This is a genomic window from Streptomyces polygonati, from assembly GCF_042650325.1.
Classification (GTDB): Bacteria; Actinomycetota; Actinomycetes; order Streptomycetales; family Streptomycetaceae; genus Actinacidiphila; species Actinacidiphila polygonati.
Genome location: NZ_JBHSBB010000022.1, coordinates 104,291 through 127,805, shown reverse-complemented (window position 1 = coordinate 127,805; position 23,515 = coordinate 104,291). Strand labels below are relative to the sequence as shown.

The following is a 23,515-nucleotide window of genomic DNA, read 5'->3' as shown; positions in this document are numbered from 1 at the left end:
CAGCCCGCTCCCAGCCCGCTCCCGGCCCGCCCCCGGCCGTCCCGGCCTTCCCCGCCCGGCTACCGCAGGGCCGCCTCCGCCGCCGCCAGGATCTCGGTCACCCGGGCCCCGAACCGCGCGTCGCACGCGTGTGGGGTGCCGCTGGCGATCGCCGCCGTGAGCGCCTCGATCGCGCCGGCGAAGGACTCGGTGGCGGGCCCGCTGAGGCCGTCCGGGTAGGTGGTGACCCCGTGCGTACCGCGGAACTCGATGGCCACCCCGGCTCCGGCCGAGGGCGCGGTGAGGGTGAGCACCGCCGTGCTGGAGGCGCCGCCCGCATGACGCAGCGTCAGATGCGTGGTGTCGCCCGCTCCCCGCGCCGCGCGCACCTCGGTGACGTCGCCGAGCACCGGCAGCAGCACGGACAGCGCGTGCGGCCCGACGTCCCACAGGCCGCCCTTCTCCCGCCGCCAGGGCGAGTCGGCGAACGGGCTGGCGCCGGCGCCGAACACCGAGCCGTACCAGTCGGCCCGGCCGGTGTACCAGTCCCCGGTCGCCGCCTGCCGCTCGATCCACTCGGCGCTGGCGGCGTCGAAGCGGAGGGTGAAGAAGACCACCGAGGCCACTCCGGCGCGCTGCACCGCGTCGGCCACCGCGTGCGCGTCCTCGACCGTCGCCGCGACCGGCTTGTCCAGCAGCAGATGGCGGCCTGCCAGCGCGGCCCTGGCCGCCAGCGGCCCCTGGAGGGCGGGCGGCAGCGCTATCGCCACCGCGTCCACGTCCGCGATCAGCGCGTCCGCGTCCTCGTACGCCTTCGCCCCGAACAGCCCGGCGACCTCGGCCGCCGCCTCCGGCCTGCGGCCCCACACCCCCACCAGTTCCGTGTCGGGGTGCGCGGCCAGCGCCGGCCCATGGGTGATCCGGGCCCAGGGGCCGGTCCCGAACAGTCCTACGCGCATGGTCAACCTGTCCTTTCCGGTGACCGGAGCCGGCCGGGAAGGGGCCCCGAGCCGGCAGCGGCGATGTGCGGCACGGCGCTCATTGTGCACCCGCCCCGGCACGGCTCCCGAGCCGGTCCCGAGCCGGTCCCGGTCCGGCGGTTCGCATCCGTTCCGGGCCCGGCGGGACGCGGGTGATCGCAAGTGACTGCTGAGCCGTAACCGCTGGTCATCCGGCCCGTACGCAGGGCGCGTTCACACGCGGTTAACAGCGGGGCAATGGCTGGGAAAAGGCGTCTTGCGACGCTGCACCCGGCCCGATCAGCGCCGCTCAGCGGCCAGCACCCGCGATCACGTTCGTTAAGGATGGCGTCACCGTGACCTACAAGGCTGAGTACATCTGGATAGACGGCACCGAGCCGACCGCGAAGCTGCGTTCCAAGACGAGGATCCTCGCCGACGGCGCTGAGCTTCCCATCTGGGGCTTCGACGGTTCCAGCACCAACCAGGCCGAGGGCCACGCCTCGGACCGCGTACTCAAGCCGGTCGCCTCCTACCCGGACCCGTTCCGCGGCGCCGACGACGTCCTGGTGATGTGCGAGGTCTTCAACATCGACGGCTCGGCGCACGAGTCCAACACCCGCGCCCCGCTGCGCGAGGTGGCCGAGAAGTTCGCCGCGCAGGAGTCGCTGTTCGGCATCGAGCAGGAGTACACCTTCTTCAAGGGCTCGCGCCCGCTCGGCTTCCCCGAGGGCGGCTTCCCGGCCCCGCAGGGCGGCTACTACTGCGGTGTCGGCGCCGACGAGATCTTCGGCCGCGAGATCGTCGAGAAGCACCTCGACAACTGCCTGAACGCCGGCCTGGGCATCTCCGGTATCAACGCCGAGGTCATGCCGGGCCAGTGGGAGTTCCAGGTGGGCCCGCTGAGCCCGCTGGACGTCTCCGACCAGCTGTGGGTGGCCCGTTGGCTGCTCTACCGCACCGCCGAGGACTTCGGTGTGTCCGCGACGCTGGACGCCAAGCCGGCCAAGGGCGACTGGAACGGCGCGGGCGCGCACACCAACTTCTCCACCAAGGCGATGCGCGAGAACTACGAGGCGATCATCGAGGCCGCCGAGTCGCTGGGCCGCGACGACAAGCCGCTGGAGCACATCAAGCACTACGGCTCCGGCGTCGAAGCCCGCCTCACCGGCGCGCACGAGACCGCGCCGTGGAACGAGTACAGCTACGGCGTGTCCAACCGCGGCGCCTCGGTCCGCATCCCGTGGCAGGTCGAGGTGGACCAGAAGGGCTACATCGAGGACCGCCGCCCGAACGCGAACGTGGACCCGTACGTGGTGACCCGGCTGATCGTCGACACGTGCGGCTCGGCGCTGGAGAAGGCCGGCCTGGTCTGATCCGGTCTGGTCTGATCCGGCCCGGTCCGACCGGCCGGTGAGCCGGCCGGTCGGACGAGTTGTGTGAAGTCGCGCGCGAAGGGCGCCCGCCGGCCGGTGGGCGCCCTTCGCGCGCCGCCCGCGCCCGGGACGCGCGCACCCCCGTACCGGCCTGCGCCGTCGCGGCTTCGAGTGACCATCGCAAGAACCACTCGTTTGACGGAGCGTGAACCCGCGCCCGCGCCATGCCGCTTCCGTGTCCCAGGACGCCGCCGCCCGCTCGCCGCACGTCGCGGTGGAAGACGCCGAGGCCGCGCTCATGGAGCACTATCCGCGGCTGGTGCGGCTGGCGTATCTCACGCTGCCGACCGGGCTCGGCAAACACCGCCGGGTGCTGGTGGCCCACCGGCTGGCGCAGCGGACGCTGCCCCGCTCCGGTCGCACCGGTCCGGTCGAGGGCGGGGCGTACGGACTGCTGCGGCTCGAAGTGCTGCGCGGCGCGCTGGAGTTCGGCCGCTGGGGCCGGCTGCGCATGGCGCTGGACGGCGTGCGGCTGCCGCATGTGCTGGGGCTGCGGGTCCATCCGCGCGTGGGTGACGACGCCGAACTCGCCCTGGACCGCGCACTGTCGGCGCTCGGACCCGAGGCCCGTGCGGCCTTCGCCCTCCGGACCGCCGAGCGGCTGGACACCCAGCGGGTCCGCGCCCTGCTGGAGCGGGCGGGGGCGGCCGATCCCCGCGGCGCGGTGCGGCGGGCGGCCGGGGTGACGGCGGAGCGCCCCGCCCTGGAGGCTCATCATCTGCTGGCGGCCGCCGAGTTCGACCCCTGCACGGTCCAGGCCCGGCCGACCGATCTGCTGCGGCGCCGGCACCGGCTGCGGCTGGCGGCGGGCGCGGCCGTGGTGGTCGCGGCCGGCGGCCTGCTGACGACGGTGTGGACCGACGGGCGGGCGCCCGCCTCGTACACGGCGAGCGGCGGTTCGCCGGTGGCCGGTGACGCGCGCGACCTCGATCCGGCCGCGCTGGTCCGCGCCGCCCCTGGCTCGTGGGCGGCGACCGCCCGGATGGACTTCACCGCCTGGCCCGCACGCGGCAGCCGGACGGCCGACAAGGCGCTGCTGGCACAGGCGTTGGCGGTCTGGGCGCGCCCGGGCCCCGCGGTGGACGTCAGCGCCACCCCGGGCACCCCCCGCACCGCACCCGCCCAGCCCCCGCAGCTGCTCTTCGCCGGCGATGTGGACCGCGCGACCGTCGTCCTGTTCTACGACGGGCTGCGACTGATCCGCTACGCCCGGCCGCGGCAGGGCGGCGGCCGGGCCGCGCTGGACTTCGCCCAGGTCCAGGGCGCCGACATCACCACGGCGGCCGCGGTCGTGCTGACCCGGGTGGACGGCGACACGCGCTATCTGACCGCCCCCTGGATCGCGGGCGCCGGGACCCGCGACCTGATGCGGCCCGACCGGCCGGCCGCGGAGCTGGGCCGGAGCGGCGAGGGAGTGACCGATCCGGTCCCCACTCCCGGGACGGGCACGGCGGCGAGCACGGCGACGGACACCGCGACGGGCGCGGGTCACGGCACCGGCTGCCCCGCTACCTGGCCGGTGCTCCAACTGCGGTCGGCCGCCCAGGTCGCCGAGCGGCACAGTTTCCTGCTCACCGATCTGGGCGACCTGTCCCCCGTGCATCTGACCTACACCCCGCCGCCCGGCGCGGGCGCGCCGGCCCGGCAGCCGCGCGAGGCGACCGGCGCCCCGGCCCTGGTGAGCTGGGCGCACGACGCCTGCCGGCTGGGGACGCTGCGCGGTCAGGGCGTGCGGTCGGTCAACGCCTGGGAGTTCGCCCGCACCGCGCTGCCCGAGGCGGGCGGCGCGGCGTCGTGGACCTGCGACCGGGCGGACACCTGGCGCGGGCCGGGGCAGGCGGTCGTACGGTTCGTGCCGCCGGACGCGGCGGTGACGGCGCCCGGCGCCACGGCGGGGCAGCAGACCGACGGGCACGCGTGCAGCCGCTTCGGTCAGGATGTGATGGCCGGCGTGATGTGGAAGTCACCGGCGGGGCACTGGTATCTGCTCGCCGCGGGCAGCCGCGATGTCACCCGGATCACCGCCTCGCACGGCGTGGAGGCCGCCGCCGACGGCGATTTCCTGGCCGTCCGGGCGCCCCGCGGCGTCCGCCCGGCCCTCAGTGGCCGGCTGGCCACCGGCGGCTCGCTGGCGCCGCTGAGCGGTGGCTGAGGCCGTCCGGCAGGGAGTTACGCGGCGGCCGGCACCCGCAGCAGCATCGTCAGGTGGTCGCCCGCGCGGGTGTGCTCCTCCCAGCCCTGGCTGACGTAGAAGGCGCGGGCCCTGGCGTTGGGCGCGAAGACCTCAAGGCTGGCGGTGGCGAGCTTGGCGGCCTGCCAGACCGCGACGCACGCGCGGTGCAGGGCGGTGCCGGTGCCGGTCCGCCAGACCTCGGGGTCGATGTGGAAGTGGAAGAGCTTGTCGCCTTCGTAACGCGCGCCGAGGACGGCGAAGCCCACCAGGTGGTCGCCGCGTACCGCGCACAGCACGGTGCGCTCGCGCGAGGTGATCGCCTCCGACGTCCCCGTCCGCTGCCGTTCCAGCTCCTCGGGGCCGCTGTAGGCCTCGCTCGGCAGGTGGCCCTCGTAGTACGTCGCTCTGGCCCGGGCATGGACGTCGCATATGGCGTCCAGGTCCTCGATGACCGCGGGCCGGATCGTGACATACGAAGTGCTCATAGGTGTATGGACGCCCGGGCGCCGCCGCCCGTTCCCCCGGGCGGCCGGAAGTGACGCGTCTCACCGCTCGGGGGGCGCCAAGTGCCCCTGCCCGCCCCGCTCATGCCTCCACCCGCCCCGGCCGGAGGACGTGGAGCCGCACCGGGCGTCCTCGCCGGAGCCGCGCCCGGGACCGGACCCGGGCTTTCAGCAAGACCCTGCAAGCGGTTCCCGTCCGCCTCCTCCCGGCCGGGCCGCGAGGCCGCGAAAGCCGTGGTCAGCGGGGCCGGTTCGTGGTCAAGGTCACATCGAAGAGCCCCTCGATCCGCGCGATGGTGTCCGCCGGCTCCTCGGCGAGGACGGTGGTGATGCCCAGTCTCTCGGCCGGCGGCAGGTTGTGCGGGGTGTCGTCGACGAAGACGCACTCCTCCCCCGGCAGCTTCATCAGCTCCAGCATGATCGGGTAGATCGCCGGGTCCGGCTTGCGCAGCCGGTGGTGCTCGGAGATGACGACCGCGTCGTAGTCGGCGGACAGGTCGAAGCCGCGATAGAGGTCGAACGGCCCGGCGCCCAGGCTGTTGGACAGCACGCCGACCCTGATGCCGGCCGCGCGGGCCGCCCCGGCCGCGGCGATCATCAGGGGTTCGGGGCGCAGGTCGCGCAGGACCCGCCCGAGCAGACCGGCACTGTCCACGCCGAGCAACGGCGCGGTGCGCGCGTTCCATTCGGCCTGGTCGAGGGAGCCGCGCTCCAGGTCCGCGTAGAGGGCGCTGCCCTCGGGGTCCTCGGTGACCAGCGTCCGGAACGTACCGTCCGGCAGTCCTTCCCTCCGGTCGAAGCCCAGCATGGCCGCCGCCACATTGGTGGTCAGCACCCCGGCGAAGTCCAGGATCAGTCCGGTCGGACGGCTCATGACCGGCACCCGGCCCGCCCTGCCCGCGCGCCGCCGACCGGCTGGCCGTCGGGCACCCGCCCGCCGTCAACCCCAGCACTTCCTACCCGCCCACCACTCGTGTGAACTCTGCCCAGCACTCGAATCCGCATGCCGCCGATCCTGCCCGAACAGCGGCCCTCGTGGCGCGCGTTGCGGCGCGCGCCGCGGGCGCGGCGCCCGCGGGGGCCGGAGGAAAGCCGTTGCGGAAAGTTTCTTGCAGCCTCTTTCGCAAGTGATTGCGGCGCTGTTACGGTCCTCCCCAGCCCGAGCCGATCAGCAGGACCAGGGCGAGCGGGCACCGGGCACCTCCCTCTCGAAGGAGTCAGGTATGCGACGCGGCATATCGGCCGTGGCGATGGCCGCGGCCATCGTTCTCGGGACGACCGCCTGTGGTGGCGGCAGTGACAGCGGCAGCAAGGGCGGCAAGGCCTCGGCCGAGGACCCCGCTTCGGTCTCGGGGAGCCTCGTCTACTGGGACACCTCCGACGCCAAGAACGAGGCCCCGGCGTACCAGGCGCTCATCAAGGACTTCGAGGTGAAGTACCCGAAGATCAAGGTGGACTACCAGAACGTCGACTTCACCACCGTGGAGCAGAAGTTCAAGGCCGCGGCGCAGAGCGGCAAGGGCGCGCCCGATGTGATCAGGACCGATGTGGGGCTGATCCCGGAGTACGCCGCGCTGCACTACATCGCGCCGCTGGACGGGACGGCCGCGTTAGAGGACACCCAGGACTTCGTCCCCGGACCCCTCGACACCACGCGGTACGAGGGCAAGACCTACGGCGTCCCGTCGGTCACCGACACGCTCGGACTGCTCTACAACAAGGATGTCTTCGCCCGGGCGGGGATCGCCGCGCCGCCGGCCACCTGGGACGAACTGATCGCCGACGCCGCACGGGTGAAGGCGAAGGTGCCCGGGGTCACCGGCACCTACGTCAACCCGGACGCGTACTTCCTGCTGCCGCTGCTGTTCGGCGAGAACGCCGATCTGGCCGACCCGGCGGCGAAGAAGATCACCGTCAACTCGCCGGAGGCGGTCAAGGCGGTCACCGAGGCGAAGAAGATCTACGACACCTCCTCGCTGAAGGTCGACTTCGCCAGCGCCTACGACAACATGCAGACCTCGTTCAAGACCGGCAAGGTCGCGATGCTGATCCAGGGCCCCTGGTCGGTGGGCGACGACCTGACCGGTTCGGCCTTCCGGGGCAAGGAGTCCAACCTCGGCTACGCCCCGGTGCCGGCCGGTTCCTCCGGGAAGGCGCTGGCGCCGACCGGCGGTCACGACCTGGCGGTGTACCAGGGGTCGGCCGACCTTCCGGCGGCGTATCTGTTCGCGCGGTTCATGACGTCCTCGGCGGCGCAGCAGCAGATAGCGCTGAAGAACGGCACGCTGCCGACCCGTAGCTCGGCCTACACCCCCGAGGTACTGAAGAACCCGACCATCGCCGGCTTCAAGCCGATCATGGACACCGCGCGGCCGCGGGTGGCGCTGCCGCAGGTCGGCAGCCTGTTCACACCGCTGCAGCAGCAGTACATCAGGATCCTCCAGGGCCAGACCTCGGTCCAGGGCGGGCTCGACGCGGCGGCGAAGGACTTCGCCAAGCTGCTGCCGGGCTTCAGCGCCTCGCGATGACCACCGCGACCACGCACGAACCGGCGCGGCGTGCGGCCCGCCCGCCGCGCGCCTCCCGGCCGGGTCCGCTGACCGCGGTACGACGGTCCTGGGACAGGCACTGGTACGCCTGGGCGATGGTCGCCCCGGTGATCATCGTGATCGGCGTACTGGTGCTGTACCCCCTCGGCTACGGCCTGTACCTGTCGTTCACCGACGCCACCGAGCTCAACTCGGCCAAGAACATCGGGCCGGTGCACATCGGCGCGAGCTACCACTTCGTCGGTCTGCACAACTACTGGCAGATCCTGTCCGGCCGGGACGGCGACTTCTATCCGCGCCTGGAGTGGACGGTGGTGTGGACGGTCTCCTGCGTGGTGATCACCTACTGCCTCGGGCTCGGCATGGCGATGCTGCTCAACCGGCCCATGCGCTTCCGGCTGTTCTACCGGCTGGCGCTGATCCTGCCCTGGGCGGTGCCGGCCTTCATCGGGGTGTTCGCCTGGCGGCTGATGTTCAACTCGCAGTACGGCGTCTTCAACGACATCGTCACCGGCGCCGGACTGCCCGCGCAGGACTGGCTGGGCACTCCTTTCGCCCAGAAGGTCGCGGTGATCATGGTGAACGTCTGGTGCGGGGTCCCGTTCATGATGGTCGCCCTGCTGGGCGGGCTCCAGGCGGTCCCGGGCGAGTTGTACGAGGCTGCCGAGATGGACGGCGCCTCGCCGCTGCAGCGCTTCTTCCAGGTGACGGTGCCGGGGCTGCGGCCGGTGACCGGCACGGTGATCCTGCTGAGTACCGTGTGGACCTTCAACATGTTCCCGATCATCTTCCTGCTGCTGGGCGGCAACACCACCGGCGACACCGACATCTTGGTGACCTTCGCCTACGAGAAGGCCTTCACGGGAGTGTCCGACTACTCCGGAGCCGCGACCTACGGCATCGTCATCCTCTTGATCCTGGTCGCCTTCTCCACTTTCTACCGCCGCCGGCTGACGGCCCAGGACTAGGAGGCGCCGCCATGAGCGCAACCACCCAGCGCGCCTTCCGGGGCCGCGGCCGGCGGAGCCCGGGCCGGTCGGTCGCCCTGCACGCCACGCTGATCGCCGCCAGCGCGATCGCGGTCTTCCCGGTGCTGTGGATCGTCTTCATCTCGCTGGGCCCCGGCTCGGCCTGGCAGCAGCCCGGCGAGGTCGTCCACCATCTGGGCCTGGGCAACTACCGGTTCGTGCTGCTGCACAGCGGCTTCCCCCGGTGGTTCCTCAACTCGGTGATCGTGGCCGGGGCCACCACCGTGCTGGGGGTGCTGATCGCCGCCAGCGCCGGGTACGCGATCTCCCGGATGAGATTCCCCGGCCACCGGTCGCTGATGTGGACCTTCCTGGTCACCCAGATGTTCCCGGTGGCGGTGCTGATCGTGCCGCTCTACAACCTGCTGGTGAGCCTGGACCTGCTCGACAGCTACCTCGGGCTGATCCTGGTCTACTGCACCATCGCGGTGCCGTTCTGCGCCTGGATGATGAAGGGCTACTTCGACACCATCCCGCGCGAGATCGACGAGGCGGGCCGGGTGGACGGCCTCAACCCGTTCGGCACCTTCTGGCGGCTGATCGTGCCGCTGGCCCGGCCGGGCCTGGCGGTGACCGCCTTTTACACCTTTCTGACCGCCTGGGGCGAGGTGGCCTACTCCAACGAGTTCATGCGCGGCCCGCACACCACGCTCGCGGTCGGCATCCGCACCTTCGCCGCCGACGAGCGGGCCGACTGGGGCTCGCTGACGGCCGCCTCGGTGGTCATCGCGATACCCGCGGGCATCGTCTTCCTGCTCGTCCAACGCCATCTGGTGACCGGCCTGACCGCCGGCGGCACCAAGGGCTGACCCCTCGTCCCTCCCGTACCGCCCCGAAGGCCCCGGCAAAAGGAAGTCATGAGCCAGCACCTCACCGACGCGCCCAGCTCCGCCGCCAACCCCGACGCCGAGGCCGCCGAGCGCGGGGACTGGTGGCGCGACGCGGTCATCTACCAGGTCTACCCGCGCAGTTTCGCCGACGGCGACGGCGACGGCATGGGCGACCTGCCCGGTGTGACCGCCCGGCTGCCCTATCTGCGCGATCTCGGGGTGGACGCGGTGTGGCTGTCGCCGTTCTACGCCTCGCCGCAGGCCGACGCGGGCTACGACGTGGCGGACTACCGCGCGGTGGACCCGATGTTCGGCAGTCTGACGGACGCCGACGAACTCGTCCGGACCGCGCACGCGCTGGGCCTGCGGGTCATCGTGGACCTGGTGCCCAACCACTGTTCGGACCAGCACGACTGGTTCAAGCGGGCGCTGCGCGGCGGCCCGGGCTCCCCGCTGCGCGAGCGGTTCCACTTCCGTACCGGCAAGGGGGACAGCGGGGAGCTGCCGCCCAACGACTGGGAGTCCGTCTTCGGCGGGCCGGCCTGGACCCGCACGGTGAACCCGGACGGCACCCCGGGCGAGTGGTATCTGCACCTGTTCGCGCCCGAGCAGCCGGACTTCAACTGGGACCATCCCGCGGTGCACGACGAGTTCCGCTCGGTGCTGCGCTTCTGGCTGGATCTGGGCACCGACGGCTTCCGGGTGGATGTGGCGCACGGCCTGATCAAGGCCGCGGGGCTGCCGGACATCGGGCGCGCCGAGCAGCTGTCGCTGCTCAGCACGTCGGCGATGCCGTACTTCGACCAGGACGGCGTGCACGAGATCTACCGCGACTGGCGGCGGGTGCTGGACGAGTACTCCCCCCGGTACGCGCCCGAGCTCTCCGCCGGCTCCGCCTCGGGCGGGGTCCCCGGCGAGCGGATCGCGGTGGCCGAGGCGTGGACGCCGACCATCGAGCGGGCCGCGCTCTATCTGCGGCCCGACGAACTGCACCAGGCGTTCAACTTCGAGTACCTGACCACGCCCTGGGACGCCCGGGCGCTGCGCCGGGTCGTCGACACGTCGCTGACCGCCATGAACGCGGTCGGCGCCCCCGCCACCTGGGTGCTGTCCAACCACGACGTGACCCGGCACGCCACCCGCCTCGGCCACCCGGTCCCGGCCTTCGACGGGCAGACCCCGGTGGTGGCCCCCACCCAGCTGCGGGAGCCCGGCGACCGCGAGCTGGGCCTGCGCCGGGCCCGCGCGGCCACCTTGCTGATGCTGGCGCTGCCCGGCTCGGCGTATCTCTACCAGGGCGAGGAGCTGGGCCTGCCGGACGTCACGGACCTGCCGGACGAGGTACGGCAGGACCCGTCCTTCTTCCGGGCCGCCGGGCAGGACGGCTTCCGGGACGGCTGCCGGGTGCCGATCCCGTGGTCGGGCAGCGAGCCGCCGTACGGCTTCGGTCCCCGGACCGGCGGGCCGAGCTGGCTGCCGCAGCCGCTGAGCTGGGCGGGGCTGAGCGTCGAGGCGCAGACCGGCGACCCGGAGTCCACCCTGGAGCTGTACCGGGCGGCGATCGCGCTGCGCCGCGAGCATCCGGCGCTGGGCGCGGGCACCGGGGTGACCTGGCTGGACGCGCCGGACGGGGTGCTGGCCTTCCGCCGCGACAGCCCCGATCCCGACGACGCCCGCGGCTTCGTCTGCACGGTCAATCTCACCGGGACCGCGGTGGCCCTCCCGGCGCCCGGCCGCGAGCTGCTGAGCAGCGGGGCGCCGGCCAAGGCCGTAGCCGGTACGTTTGCTGGCGATTCCGGCCCCGGTGTCGCTATCGCGGCAGACACGGCAATTTGGTGGGCGATCTGACGTGGTGGCCCTTCGTCGCCTAGCATCCAGTCCTGTGACCGCACGGCTCGCTGACATCGCAGCCCAGGCGGGGGTCAGTGAGGCGACGGTCAGCCGGGTGCTCAACGGCAAGCCCGGAGTCTCCGCGGGCACCCGTGAGTCCGTGCTGGCCGCGCTGGATCTGCTGGGCTACGAACGGCCGGTACGGCTGCGGCAGCGCAGCGCGGGGCTGGTCGGCCTGATCACCCCCGAGCTGGAGAACCCGATCTTCCCGGCCTTCGCCCAGATCATCGGGCAGGCCCTCACCCGGCAGGGCTACACCCCGGTGCTGGCCACCCAGACGCCGGGCGGCTCCACCGAGGACGAACTGGTCGAGATGCTGGTGGAGCGCGGGGTGGCCGGCATCATCTTCGCCTCCGGCCTGCACGCCGACTCCACCGCCGACACCGGGCGCTACGCCCGGCTGCGCGGCCAGGGCGTTCCCTTCGTGCTCATCAACGGCTTCTCCGAGAAGATCGACGCGCCCTTCGTGTCGCCGGACGACCGGAGCGCGGTCCGGCTGGCCGTCACGCACCTGGCGGCGCTCGGCCACCGCAGGATCGGGCTGGCCGTCGGGCAGAAGCGTTTCGTCCCGGTCCAGCGCAAGATCGAGGGCTTCGTGGCGTCCACCGGCGATGTGCTCGGCTGGTCCCCGCAGGAGGCGCAGGCGCTGATCCAGCAGTCCCTCTTCACCCTGGAGGGCGGCCAGGCGGCGGCGGGCGCGCTGATCGCCTCCGGCTGCACCGCGATCGTCTGCGCCTCGGACATGATGGCGCTCGGCGCGATCCGGGCGGCCAGGGCGCTGGGACTGTCGGTGCCCTCGGACGTCTCGGTGGTCGGTTTCGACGACTCGCCGCTGATCGCCTTCACCGATCCGCCGCTGACCACCATCCGGCAGCCGGTGGCGGCGATGAGCCAGGCCGCGGTGAACGCGCTGCTGGAGGAGATCGGCGGCACGCCCGCGCCGCACAGCGAGTTCGTCTTCCTGCCCGAACTGGTGGTGCGCGGCTCGACCGCGGCGGTGCCGGCCGGCGGCCGCGTTCTGACCGATCGGCCCGGTTCATAACGCTGTGAAACGGCACATATCTGGCAGACTGTCGCCATGGGGGAACCGCCTGCGAAGACGACGAAAGGCCAGCCGGCCGATCCGTCGCAGTCCAGCGGGTCCACCATCGCCGACCCGGCCGGCCACCGGACCGGTGGATCGCTGCGCCACCGTCTGATCACCCGTATCCGCACACCGCGCAGCCCCCGGCTGTGGTTCGAGGTGCTGCTCATCGGGGTCAGCTACTGGCTCTACTCGCAGATCCGGAACGCGGTGCCGCAGGAGCGCACCGTGGCGCTGGCGCACGCCAGCGACGTCTGGGACTTCGAACGCTCGATCGGCCTGGGCGTCGAGCACGCCATCAACCACGGCGTGAACTCGGTGACCTGGCTGATCGTGGTGATGAACTACTTCTACTCCACGCTGCACTTCATCGTCACCATCAGTGTGCTGGCCTGGCTGTACCTCAATCATCCCGGGCGGTACGGCCCGGCCCGGACGGTGGTGTTCATGACCACCTGGCTGGCCCTTCTCGGCTTCTGGCTCTTCCCGCTGGCGCCGCCGCGGCTGCTGAGGGGTGGCGGGTTCATCGACACCGTGCGGGAGCACCACACCTGGGGCTCGGTCGACCAGGGCAAGCTGTCGAAGGTCTCCAACCAGTTCGCCGCCATGCCCTCGCTGCACATCGGCTGGTCGCTGTGGTGCGGCATCACGGTGGCCACACTGGCGGCGCCGCTGTTCGTACGGATTCTGGCCGGGCTGTATCCGGCGCTCACGCTGCTGGTGATCATCTCCACCGGCAACCACTTCTGGCTGGACGCGGTGGGCGGCGCGTTCGTGCTGGGCGTCGCCTACACGCTGGCCTATCTGGTGTACGGCCGCTGGGTGTACCGGATGCCGCGCTACCCGCAGCCGGCCCCGGGCTGAACCGGCCGCCGGGGCCGGTCCGGGCCCCGGCGCGCTCAGCCCTCGTACTCGTAGAACAGCCGCTCCACCACGGCCCGCGCCCGCCGGGTGCGGCGCCGGTAGTCGTCCAGCATGTCGCCGACATGGCCCGAGGGGTGGCCGAGGTAGCGGGCGACCGCGGCCAGTTCGCGGGCGTCGCCGGGGAAGCCGTCGCCGGGCCGGCCGCGTACCAGCATCACCGCGTTGCGGACCCGGGTGGCCAGCACCCAGGCCTCGTCCAGCACGGCGGCGTCGGCGGGGTCGATCAGGCCCTCCTCCCGCGCGGCGGCCAGCGCGGGGCGGGTGCCGGTGGTGCGCAGCGAGGGCAGCCGGGCGGCGTGCCGGAGCTGGAGCAGCTGGACGGTCCACTCGATGTCGGACAGCCCGCCGCGGCCCAGCTTGGCGTGGGTGGTGCGGTCGGCGCCGCGCGGGATGCGCTCCGACTCCATCCGCGCCTTGAGCCGGCGGATCTCCCGTACCGCGTCCTCGTCCAGACCGCCGCGCGGATAGCGCAGCGGGTCGATCAGCTCGATGAAGCGCGCCCCGAGGCCGGGGTCGCCGGCCACCGGGGTGGCCCGCAGCAGGGCCTGGCTCTCCCAGACCAGCGACCAGCGCTTGTAGTAGGCGGCGTACGACGCCAGGCTGCGGACCAGCGGGCCGCTCTTGCCCTCGGGCCGCAGATCGGCGTCCACCAGCAGCGGCGGGTCGGCGGTGGGGATCATCAGCAGACGGCGCAGCTCGTCGGCGACGGCCAGCGCGGCCCGGCCGGCCTCCCCCGGATCGGCGCCGTCGTAGGGATCGTGCACGAAGAGCACGTCGGCGTCCGAGCCGTAGCCCAACTCCCGGCCGCCGAAACGGCCCATCGCGATGACCGCGAAGCGGGTGGGCAGCGCGCGCAGGTCGCCGCCGGTGACGGCGTGGACCGCGGTGCGCAGCGCGCCGGCCAGGGTCGCGGTGGTGATGCCGTAGACGGCGGTGCCCACCCGGTCCACCAGCGCGGCGGCGTCCAGGGTGCGCTCGCCCGCCACGGTCAGCGCGACCGGCGCGCTGACCTCGGACGGGTCGTCGCCGTAGGTGTCGATCAGATCGGCCGCGGCGGTACGGAACAACTCGCGGCGGCGCACCCCGCGCACCACGGTGATCGCCTGTTCGGCGGTCTCGGCGCGGCCCACCGCGGCCATCACCTCCTGCTCCAGCGCGGCGCCGTCGCGCGGGGTGAGCCCGCCCGCCGAGCCGAGCAGGGCCACCGCCTCCGGGGCCCGCAGCAGCAGGTCGGGGGCGAGCCGGCCGGAGGACAGCACCCGGGCCAGGCGCTGGGCGGCGGCGCCCTCGTCCCGCAGCAGCCGCAGATACCAGGGGGTCTTGCCGAGCGCGTCGGAGACCTTGCGGAAGCCCAGCAGTCCGGAGTCGGGGTCGGCGGAGTCCGCGAACCAGCCGAGCAGCACCGGCAGCAGGGTGCGCTGGATGGCGGCCTTGCGGCTCACCCCGCTGGCCAGCGCCTCCAGATGGCGGATGGCGGCGGCCGGGTCGGCGTAGCCGAGGGCCTGGAGCCGCTGCCGGGCCGCGTCGGTGCTCAGGCGCGTGTCCTCGCTGCCGAGCTGGGCCACCGCGTCCAGCAGCGGACGGTAGAACAGCTTCTCGTGCAGCCGCCGCACCTCCATGGCGTGCCGCTTCCACTCCCGGTTCAGCGCCGTGACCGGGTCCGCGCGCAGGCCGAGCGAGCGGCCGAGGCGGCGCAGGTCGGCCTCGTCGTCGGGGACGAGGTGGGTGCGGCGCATCTTCTGCAGCTGGATGCGGTGCTCCATCAGCCGCAGGAAGCGGTAGGCGGCGTCCAGCGAGGCGGCGTCGGCGCGGCCGACGTAACCGCCGGCCGCCAGTTCGGCGAGCGCGGTCAGGGTGGTGCCGCTGCGCAGCGAGGGGTCGGTGCGGCCGTGCACCAGCTGGAGCAGCTGAACGGCGAACTCGACGTCCCGCAGGCCGCCGGGGCCGAGCTTCAGCTCCCGCTCCACCTGGGAAACCGGGATGTTGTCGATGACCCGGCGGCGCATCTGCTGGACGTCGCCGACGAAGTGCTCGCGCTCGGCGGCCTGCCAGACCATCGGGCGGATGGCCTCCATGTAGGCGGCGCCGAGGGCGGCGTCGCCCGCCACCGGACGGGCCTTCAGCAGCGCCTGGAACTCCCAGGTCTTGGCCCACCTCTTGTAATAGGCGAGGTGGCTGGCCAGGGTGCGGACCAGCGGGCCGTTCTTGCCCTCCGGGCGGAGATTGGCGTCGACCGGCCAGATGGTGCCCTCGGCGGTGCTGTCCGAGCAGATCCGCATCATCCGGGCGGCCAGCCGGGTGGCGGCCTGGACGGCCGCGCCCTCGTCGCGGGGCGGCGCTTCGGCCGCTGCGGGGGCCCGCGTCCCCTCGGACGCCCCGGGTGATTCGGGGGTTTCAGAGCTTTCAGGGGTTTCAGGTGTTTCGGCGACGAAGATGACATCCACGTCGGAGACGTAGTTCAGCTCGTGGCCGCCGGCCTTGCCCATCCCGATCACGGCGAGCCGGCACGCGGCGGCGTCCTCCGGCTGCTCCGCGGCGGCGATCTTCAGCGCGGCGCGCAGCGTGGCGGTGGCCAGGTCGGCGAGTTCCGCCGCGGTGCGCACCAGGTCGCTGGTGCCGCACACATCACGGGCGGCCACGCCGAGCAGGCAGCGGCGGTAGGCGGCGCGCAGCTTGTCGGGGGTGTCGGCCGCGGCCAGGCCGCGCTCGAACTCGCGGACGCCGGCCCGCAGGTCGGCGGACTCGTAGGTGACCAGCGCGTGCCAGTCCGCCGGGTGCCGGGCCAGGTGGTCGCCCAGCGCCTCCGAGGCACCCAGCACGCCGAGCAGCCGGTCGCGCAGCGGCTTGCCGGTGACCAGGGTGTCCAGCAGGGCCCGCCGCTCCCCCGGCTCCAGCGCCTCGGTCAGCCGGACCAGCCCGCGCAGCGCCTGGTCCGGGTCCGCGCTGGCCGCCAGCGCGTCCAGCAGGACGGGGTCGGCGCGCACAGCGCTGAGCACATCGGCTTCGAGCAGGCGCTCGGCGGCGCCCGGATCGGTGAAGCCGTGCCGCAGCAGCCGGCTGAACGTACTGCTGCGGCGTCCCTGCATCAGCCCTCCCGGCGTTTCCCGGCGCGACCACACGTCCAGGGCGTGATCACGCATCACGCCCGAGCGTAACGCTCGTTACGCCGTGCGTGCCCCGCGCATCGTCAACGGCGGGGTGTGCCTCGGGTGCGACATGTGCGGGGCCGGGCTCCGGTTGGGGTGCGGCGCGGGTGCGGCGCGGGTGCGGTACGCGGCGAAGGTCCCGGACTGCGGGAACGTTCGTTCAGCGTTCACCGAAGACGATCTCCCAGGCCGGAGCGGCGAACCCTACTTTTGGCATGCTCACCGCACACTCCCGTATCCCGCTTCCCGTACCGGAGGTAACCCGTGTCTGGGTGGACCCTGCCCCGCCGCAGTCGCACCGCCGTCCTGTCCGCCGTCGGCCTCGTCGCCGCCTCCGCAGGCCTGTGGGTCGGCCTCGGTGGCGACGCGCAGGCGGCCGGCGCCGTGCCGACGCCCGCCCACACCCTGGTGGTCGTCATGGAGAACCACGCCTACAGCCAGGTGATCGGCAGCTCCAGCGCCCCCTACATCAACTCGCTCGCCACCGGCGGTGCCAACCTGACCCAGAACCACGGCATCACCCACCCGAGCCAGCCGAACTACTACGCCCTGTTCTCCGGCTCCACCCAGGGCATCACCTCCGACGCCTGCGTCAAGATCGGCTTCAGCTCGGCGCCCAACCTCGGCTCCGAGGTGACCGCGGCCGGCGGCACCTTCGGCAGCTACAACGAGACGCTGCCCAGCCAGGGCTCGACCACCTGCTCCAGCGGCAACTACGCCCAGAAGCACAACCCCTGGTTCGGCTTCAGCAACGTGCCGACCTCCTCCGCGAAGACCTTCGCGCAGTTCCCGACCGACTACTCGACGCTGCCGAAGATGGCCTTCGTCACGCCGAACCTGTGCAGCGACATGCACGACTGCTCGGTCTCCACCGGCGACACCTGGATCAAGAACAACCTGGGCGCCTACGCCACCTGGGCCAAGACCCACAACAGCCTGCTCGTCGTCACCTTCGACGAGGACAACTCGCAGAGCGGCAACCGCATCCCGACCGTCCTGTACGGCCAGCCGGTGAAGGCGGGCAGCTCCAACGGCACCACCTACAACCACTACAACCTGCTGCGCACCCTGGAGGACCTGGCGGGCACCTCGACGCACGCCGGACAGGCCGCCTCCGCCTCCGACTTCAGCGGTATCTGGAACTGACGGGATGTACGTCAGCGAGAGCCGCGGCAGCACGCCCGCGGTGACCGCGCCGCCGACCGCCCGGGGCAAGCTCCCCGGGCGGTCGGCCGTCCCGGTCACCAAGGCCGTCACCGGCACCGTCTTCGCGCTGGGCGCGGTGAGCCTGATCACCGACGTCTCCTCGGAGATGGTGACCGCGGTGCTGCCTCTGTACCTGGTCACCGGGCTGGGCCTGTCCCCGCTCGGCTTCGGTCTGCTCGACGGCGTCTACAACGGCTTCAGCGCGCTGGTCCGGCTGGTCGGCGGTCACCTCGCCGACCGCGGCGGCCGGCACAAGTCGGTGGCGGCCTTCGGCTACGCCCTGTCCGCGCTGTGCAAACCGCTGCTGCTCATCGCGCACACGCTGCCGCTGATCGGCGCGGTGCTGGCCGCCGACCGCACCGGCAAGGGGCTGCGGACCGCGCCGCGGGACGCGATGATCTCGCTGTCCTCCTCGCCCGAGACCCGCGGCCGGGCCTTCGGGGTGCACCGGGCGATGGACACCACCGGGGCGCTGCTGGGCCCGCTGGTCGCCTTTCTGATCCTGCGCCAGGCCGCCGAGGGCTATGACGCGGTGTTCACCGTCAGCTTCTGCGTGGCGATGGTCGGCGTGGTCGTCCTGCTGCTGTTCGTGCCCTCCAGGGCGCCGGAGCTTGGGCCGTCGCCGAAGGCCGCCGACCGCCCCTCGCTGCGGGCCGCGGTGGCGCTGCTCGGGCGCCGCGAACTGCGGAACCTCTCGCTGTGCGCGGTGGCCCTGGGCCTGGCCACGGTCAGCGACTCCTTCGTCTATCTGATGCTCCAGCGGCGCTTCGGGGTGCCCGACCGGTGGTTCGCGCTGATGCCGCTGGGCACGGCGGCGGGCTTTCTGCTGCTGGCGGTGCCGCTGGGCCGCTGGGCGGACCGGATCGGCCGCTGGCAGGTCTTCGTCGGCGGCCATGTGGCGCTGCTGTGCGCCTACGCGCTGCTGCTGGCGCAGCTGCGGTCCGGCTTCCTGCCGTACGCGGTGCTGGCGCTGCACGGCGCGTTCTACGCGGCCACCGACGGCGTGCTGATGGCGGCGGCGGCCGGCTCCGTACCGGCGGCGCTGCGGTCCAGCGGGCTGGCGCTGGTGCAGACCGGGCAGGCCGGGGCCCGTTTCTTCTGCTCGCTGGCCTTCGGGGCCGCCTGGACGGCGTGGGGAGAGCGCTCCGCGCTGGCCGGCGCGGCGGTGGCCCTGCTGGTGAGCGTGTCGCTGTCGGTCGGGCTGCGTCCTTCCCGGGCGCCCGGAGCTGTCAAGGAGGCGGTATGAGCGACGGGTCGCCGGTGGCGGCGATGACCAACCGGAGCAAGCTGATGGTGCTGCTCGCCTGCGTGGTGGTGCTGGCCTGCGTGGCCGGGGTGGCCGTCTGGCACGCGGCGGAGCAGGCCGACCGCAAGAACCAGGTCCAGGCGGGCGGACCGCCGGTCCACGCCGGCACCGTCTCGCTGGCGCCGGACGCGCCCCGGCAGATCGTCTTCCGTTCACTGGTGTGGGGGCCGCACCGCGACGAGCTGGCCAGCGTGCCCGCCTCCGACCCGGACGGGCCGCGCACCGCCTCCGGCGTCAAGTGCCTGCGGTTCTACGCGGCCGGCGGCACCGGGATCTGCCTCCAGGCCGAGCACGGCCCGGTCAACGACACCTACCGGGCCATCGTGCTGGACGCGCGGCTGCGCGAGACCCGCCATGTGGACCTGGGCGGCATACCCACCCGGGCCCGCGTCTCGCCCAGCGGCCGGATGGTCGCCTGGACGGTCTTCGTCGGCGGCGACTCCTACGCGGGCACCAACTTCTCCACCCGCGCCTCGATCCTCGACACCCGCACCGGGGTCCTCCAGCCGACCCTGGAGGATTACACCGTCACCCGCGACGGCAAGGCGATCCACGCGGCGGACATCAACTTCTGGGGCGTCACCTTCATCGACGACGACCACTTCTACGCCACGGTCGCCACCGGCGGGAAGACGTATCTGATCCGCGCCCAGGTCTCCACCAGGACCGCCGTCACCCTGCGCACCAACGTGGAGTGCCCTTCGCTGTCGCCCGACGGCACCCGCATCGCCTTCAAGAAACGCGTCCCCGGCCTCTCTCCCGACGCCCCCTGGCGGCTGTACGTCCTCGACCTGGCCACCCTGCGCGACCACCCCACCGCCGAGACCCGCAACGTGGACGACCAGGCGGTCTGGTCCGACAACGACACCCTCACCTACGCCCTGCCCGGTGACTACGGCTCCGACCTCTACTCCGTCCCGGCCGACGGCACCGGCACCCCCACCCTCCTGACCCCCTCCGCCCTGGCCCCGGCCTACCTCTCCTGATCCCCCCTGACGACGCCCGGTGGGAGGGTCCTGGCGTGGCGAAGGACGTCAGAGAACGAGGAGGCCGGCGTCCTTCGCCAGGCAGAACCGCAGAACGACCAGCAGCTTTCGGGCATCGTCGATGTTCCCTCGGACGAGAGGGTCGTTGACCTCGTCCTGCCACTGGACGACGATGGCCTCCAATCGTGGCAGGATCGCGGCGCACTCGTGGGGCGAGAGCTCGCCTCCGCCGTCGTCCGCGCGGTCGAGCAGCGGTTCGAGTGAGGTGGAGACATCGCTCCACGGGCGCTCCCCGCCGAAGCCCCGCATCTCGGAGAGACTGAACCCCTCGGCCTGCGCCGGCTGTCGCCGGAACACGGAGAAGCCGCTGAAGGACCAGGCAGCGTCCGGACTGCTCGTGTCTCCGTCTCCCGGAAACAGAATCAGCCCCATACTGTCCTCCCCCTGCTTCGTCGCTCGCGCAAAGGATCGGCCACGACCAGGGCCGTCAGCAACTGAGATCTTCGCCGCGTCGGCCGCCTGAACCAGCAGCTGAACGAGTTGCCTGAAGACTCCCGCAGGGCCCTCGAAGACCATCGCCAGGAGCCCGAGATCAACTTTTAGGTCAGGGGTAGCTCCGCGAGCATGACCGCGTAGGTGGGGGAATCGGGGAACGGCCGCCGGTCACCAACCTTCCGATATCCCCATGACTCGTACAAAGCCCGCACCCGGGGATGATCCGGGTCAACGAGGAGGACCGCGAGATCCTCATCCCGGCCCTCCATCAGGGCATCAGCGAGCCGCTTGCCCGCCCCGATCTTCCGCCACCCCACACGGACGGCCATCTCCGAGAACGAGAACGTCCGATCCCGCTCCGGAGCCGGGTCGAGGTGCTCGCGCCACCACTCCCGGCCCGGTGTTGCCGGGGCACCGTAGGCGAAGCCGACAGCCTCGTCCTCGTCGTACGCGATGACGCAGGCGAAGCCGGGGTTGCCGCCCCAGTGGTCCACGAACCATGGGAACCGCTGCACGAACGGGTCGTCCCGCAGCTCCGCGTAGGCGTCGGCATGGATATCCAAGATGGCCTGCCGGATCTGCGGCAGATCGTCGTGGCCATAGCGTCGGACTTCCAGGACCGGGGCGGTCGTCATGCGCGGCTCCATTCGAGTCGGAAGCGTTCGCCCCACTCTTGCGTGGTGTTCGACTTCGGCGCGAGCGTGATCAAGTCGCGGTAGAAGTCGCCCAGTAGTGAACGCATCCTGCCGGGGATCGAGGTTCCGGACATCATCGTAAAGACGGACTCAGCGGTGTCGCACGCCAGTTGGATGTCCCGCTGGTGGAGTTGTGCAAGAGCAAGACGGGCGGTGGCCAGGGCCCGGTTCCGGCGGAACTGCTCGGGGATGTTGGACAGCGCCTGATGCGAAGCGGCCTCGGCTTCAAGGGAGTCGCCGATCCGGTCCAGGACGATCGCGGTCATCGCGGACAGCTCCGCAGGCCCGTAGAAGGCGAGCCAACTTGGCCGGCGCACCGTCGGGTCACTCTTGCCCAGGGCCTCTTCTGCGTAGCCCAAGGAGCGCAGCGCAGCCTGCCGGTCACTCAGCAGTGAGTGACCGACCGCTGTCCGGGCGTGCGCCAGCGAAGCGAACAGGGGATCACGGCGGGCGATCGAGGTGGCCAGGGCGGCGTGTCCGGACGTCACCGCGTGCCCATAGTCCTGGCTCTGTCGGGCGAGCATCGCGTAGAGGTTCCACACCTCCATCTCCACCATCGAGTCCTGCGCCATACCCGCCAGGTACAGGGCACGGCCCAGCAGTGGCTGAGCGCGGGCCAACTGTCGCGCATCCAATGCGGCCCACGCGGCGCGGGCGGTGTAGTCGGCAGCGACAGAGAACAGCCGCTGCCGAATCCGCTGGGACGACGCCAGCTCCTGCATCTCGAGAGCTTGGCCTGCCCGGGACAACGCGTCCTGTTCCAGGGCCTCATGGCCGCCGCCGGTGTCATCGAGAGCGACCAGCCCATCCAGCCCGCTGCGGAGCCGGGCGATGTCGGTGATGCCGACACGGGACCGGGTGGTGAAGGGGGCTACGGCCGCTGCTGTCGTAGCGGTGGCGGCAGAGAAGAAAGTGCGGCGCAACACGGGCTGCTCCGGTTCGGTGGTGGGGCTGCGTCTCGCCGCTGGAGGCACAAACCCCAACTCTGCGGCGTCCACACCGAATACTGCCGTGAGTGCTTCGCGCTGCCGAGGGTGCGGCCACCGGGTTTTTCCGGTCAGCCAGAACCGCACGGTCCGGTCGCTGACGGTCCCTTCGTAGCCTTTCGCCCGTAAGTACGAGTTCACGGCTTCGGCCAACTCGCCCTGCGTGAGACCCGCGTCGGTCAGGACCCTGCTGAGGACTTCGTTCCCCTCCATGCACTGAACGTAGCGACACCACCCCACCCAGTAGAAGCACATGCCCGGAAATTTCCGGTACCCGCCGTGGCACAGCACCCGATTTTTCCTCCTCGACCCGGATGGGCGGCCATTGCCTGGCGCAGCCGCAAACCGCACCCATCGAGGTCCTAATAACTGTGAGCCCCATCGTCGTACGCCACAGAAGCCGCTCCCACGACGAAAACGGCTGGGCCCCGCTCCCCCGTTAACGCCCTCACCAGCCGCTGGGGCACCTCCACCGCCCCCGAAGGGGAAGCCATGTGGATGAGCGCTGATCAGCGGGGACCCGGCGCAACCGGACGCATAGCTCTCTGGGCCGACGACCTCGTCCACGACCCCCGTCAGAGGGTGCGACGGCACCGTCTCGGATATGCGCAGCGATGCGCGGTGACCCCGAGGTACGGGTACGACAAGCTCGCCGGTCGCTACGAAGCAACAGCGCTGGTCGCAGCCGTCAACGAATCGCTGTGCACGCGAGCTTCACGAGGAGCCCGCAAGGAGCCGCCGCGCGTCGGCAGCGGCTGGTGACAGCATGGTGTCCCGTAGGTCCGCCAAGGGGACCCATTCCGCTGCGTTCGTGGAGCCGTCGACCTCGGCCACCAACGGCGGCCCGCTGCTGAGGTCAACGGCGTAGAACAATGCCGTGAGGTTCCACTCCACCCCGGGCCGCCGGGCCGCGTACGTCCGTGCGTCGAGCAGCCGAGCGGCACCGAGTTCACGTCCCGTTTCTTCACGAAGCTCACGCGCCAAAGCCTCCACGGGCTGTTCACCCTGGGGCGATCCCGCCACCCGGCAGGCGCCACAGCCCAGGCGCGAAAATTGGTGAAGAGCTGGACAACCGAGCCAGCAACAGCCGATCGTCCTCCACCGCGATCGTGTACACCGAAACACGGACCTGAATGCGACAACCCACCGGACCGATACCTCTCCGCGCCGGAAAGCTGGCAGAGGGGAACTCTATCCCCGGCCAGATCCACTCGCGCGACAGACCCTGTCCCATCGGCGCAGGCCCAACCGAGTCGCGCCCGCCGGAGCCACCATCTACGCCGCCTCACCAACGCCTCAACGAGACGCGGACGGCCCAAAGACTGCCCGGAGGGGTGAGA

At 72.0% G+C, this 23,515-nt stretch carries 19 protein-coding genes; 11 read left to right on the top strand and 8 right to left on the bottom strand.

All coding sequences use genetic code 11. The annotated features are described in order from the left end of the window. Window positions 1-59: 59 nt before the first annotated feature. Window positions 60-938: a Gfo/Idh/MocA family protein gene (locus ACFO3J_RS28030; protein WP_386434974.1), complete on the bottom strand. Its 879-nt coding sequence runs from the start codon at window positions 936-938 to the stop codon at window positions 60-62. Window positions 939-1,294: 356 nt separating this feature from the next. Here ACFO3J_RS28030 and glnII point away from each other — a divergent pair, with 356 nt between their 5' ends. Next, on the top strand, window positions 1,295-2,314 hold the full coding sequence (glnII, locus tag ACFO3J_RS28025) for a glutamine synthetase (protein ID WP_386434971.1): 1,020 nt from the start codon (window positions 1,295-1,297) through the stop codon (window positions 2,312-2,314). A 235-nt stretch (window positions 2,315-2,549) separates the two neighbouring features. After that, window positions 2,550-4,526, top strand: coding sequence for a hypothetical protein (locus ACFO3J_RS28020; RefSeq protein WP_386434968.1), 1,977 nt, complete (start codon window positions 2,550-2,552; stop codon window positions 4,524-4,526). A gap of 17 nt (window positions 4,527-4,543) precedes the next feature. Here ACFO3J_RS28020 and ACFO3J_RS28015 read toward each other — a convergent pair whose 3' ends face one another. Both ACFO3J_RS28015 and ACFO3J_RS28010 read right to left on the bottom strand, forming a co-directional pair. Then, window positions 4,544-5,032: a GNAT family N-acetyltransferase gene (locus ACFO3J_RS28015; RefSeq protein WP_386434965.1), complete on the bottom strand. Its 489-nt coding sequence runs from the start codon at window positions 5,030-5,032 to the stop codon at window positions 4,544-4,546. Between the two features lie 256 nt (window positions 5,033-5,288). Next, window positions 5,289-5,924: an HAD-IA family hydrolase gene (locus ACFO3J_RS28010; protein WP_386434963.1), complete on the bottom strand. Its 636-nt coding sequence runs from the start codon at window positions 5,922-5,924 to the stop codon at window positions 5,289-5,291. Window positions 5,925-6,273: 349 nt separating this feature from the next. On the opposite strand from ACFO3J_RS28010, the gene ACFO3J_RS28005 reads away from it, so the two are divergent. From ACFO3J_RS28005 to ACFO3J_RS27980, 6 genes are read left to right on the top strand one after another with little or no spacing between them, the layout of a single operon-like run. Then, a complete protein-coding gene (locus ACFO3J_RS28005) occupies window positions 6,274-7,578 on the top strand; it encodes an extracellular solute-binding protein (RefSeq protein ID WP_386434960.1) in 1,305 nt (434 codons plus the stop codon). Then, window positions 7,575-8,567, top strand: coding sequence for a carbohydrate ABC transporter permease (locus tag ACFO3J_RS28000; protein WP_386434958.1), 993 nt, complete (start codon window positions 7,575-7,577; stop codon window positions 8,565-8,567). The genes ACFO3J_RS28005 and ACFO3J_RS28000 overlap by 4 nt, the downstream gene beginning before the upstream one ends. An 11-nt stretch (window positions 8,568-8,578) precedes the next feature. After that, entirely contained in the window at window positions 8,579-9,436 is an 858-nt protein-coding gene (locus ACFO3J_RS27995) for a sugar ABC transporter permease (protein WP_386434955.1), read from the top strand. Window positions 9,437-9,484: 48 nt separating this feature from the next. Beyond that, window positions 9,485-11,305 carry a glycoside hydrolase family 13 protein gene (locus ACFO3J_RS27990; protein ID WP_386434951.1) on the top strand — a complete coding sequence of 607 codons (1,821 nt, stop codon included), beginning with the start codon at window positions 9,485-9,487 and terminating at the stop codon, window positions 11,303-11,305. A 34-nt stretch (window positions 11,306-11,339) separates the two neighbouring features. Next, on the top strand, window positions 11,340-12,389 hold the full coding sequence (locus ACFO3J_RS27985) for a LacI family DNA-binding transcriptional regulator (RefSeq protein ID WP_386434948.1): 1,050 nt from the start codon (window positions 11,340-11,342) through the stop codon (window positions 12,387-12,389). Window positions 12,390-12,425: 36 nt separating this feature from the next. Next, window positions 12,426-13,295, top strand: a complete 870-nt coding sequence (locus ACFO3J_RS27980; protein ID WP_386434946.1) for a phosphatase PAP2 family protein — start codon at window positions 12,426-12,428, stop codon at window positions 13,293-13,295. A gap of 35 nt (window positions 13,296-13,330) precedes the next feature. Here ACFO3J_RS27980 and ACFO3J_RS27975 read toward each other — a convergent pair whose 3' ends face one another. Next, entirely contained in the window at window positions 13,331-16,495 is a 3,165-nt protein-coding gene (locus tag ACFO3J_RS27975) for a bifunctional [glutamine synthetase] adenylyltransferase/[glutamine synthetase]-adenylyl-L-tyrosine phosphorylase (RefSeq protein ID WP_386434943.1), read from the bottom strand. A 270-nt stretch (window positions 16,496-16,765) separates the two neighbouring features. Between ACFO3J_RS27975 and ACFO3J_RS27970 the strand changes: the two genes are divergently transcribed. From ACFO3J_RS27970 to ACFO3J_RS27960, 3 genes are read left to right on the top strand one after another with little or no spacing between them, the layout of a single operon-like run. Next, entirely contained in the window at window positions 16,766-17,647 is an 882-nt protein-coding gene (locus ACFO3J_RS27970; protein ID WP_386434940.1) for an alkaline phosphatase family protein, read from the top strand. A gap of 4 nt (window positions 17,648-17,651) precedes the next feature. After that, window positions 17,652-18,953: an MFS transporter gene (locus ACFO3J_RS27965; protein WP_386434937.1), complete on the top strand. Its 1,302-nt coding sequence runs from the start codon at window positions 17,652-17,654 to the stop codon at window positions 18,951-18,953. A 23-nt stretch (window positions 18,954-18,976) separates the two neighbouring features. After that, on the top strand, window positions 18,977-19,999 hold the full coding sequence (locus ACFO3J_RS27960; protein WP_386435029.1) for a TolB-like translocation protein: 1,023 nt from the start codon (window positions 18,977-18,979) through the stop codon (window positions 19,997-19,999). Between the two features lie 48 nt (window positions 20,000-20,047). Here ACFO3J_RS27960 and ACFO3J_RS27955 read toward each other — a convergent pair whose 3' ends face one another. The 4 genes from ACFO3J_RS27955 to ACFO3J_RS27940 all read right to left on the bottom strand — a co-directional run bounded on the left by ACFO3J_RS27955 (window position 20,048) and on the right by ACFO3J_RS27940 (window position 23,168). Next, window positions 20,048-20,431: a hypothetical protein gene (locus ACFO3J_RS27955; protein ID WP_386434934.1), complete on the bottom strand. Its 384-nt coding sequence runs from the start codon at window positions 20,429-20,431 to the stop codon at window positions 20,048-20,050. Between the two features lie 167 nt (window positions 20,432-20,598). Next, a complete protein-coding gene (locus ACFO3J_RS27950; RefSeq protein ID WP_386434932.1) occupies window positions 20,599-21,129 on the bottom strand; it encodes a GNAT family N-acetyltransferase in 531 nt (176 codons plus the stop codon). After that, window positions 21,126-22,388: a helix-turn-helix domain-containing protein gene (locus tag ACFO3J_RS27945; RefSeq protein ID WP_386434930.1), complete on the bottom strand. Its 1,263-nt coding sequence runs from the start codon at window positions 22,386-22,388 to the stop codon at window positions 21,126-21,128. The genes ACFO3J_RS27950 and ACFO3J_RS27945 overlap by 4 nt, the downstream gene beginning before the upstream one ends. A 501-nt stretch (window positions 22,389-22,889) precedes the next feature. Then, on the bottom strand, window positions 22,890-23,168 hold the full coding sequence (locus ACFO3J_RS27940) for an NUDIX domain-containing protein (protein ID WP_386434928.1): 279 nt from the start codon (window positions 23,166-23,168) through the stop codon (window positions 22,890-22,892). Window positions 23,169-23,515: the final 347 nt, after the last annotated feature.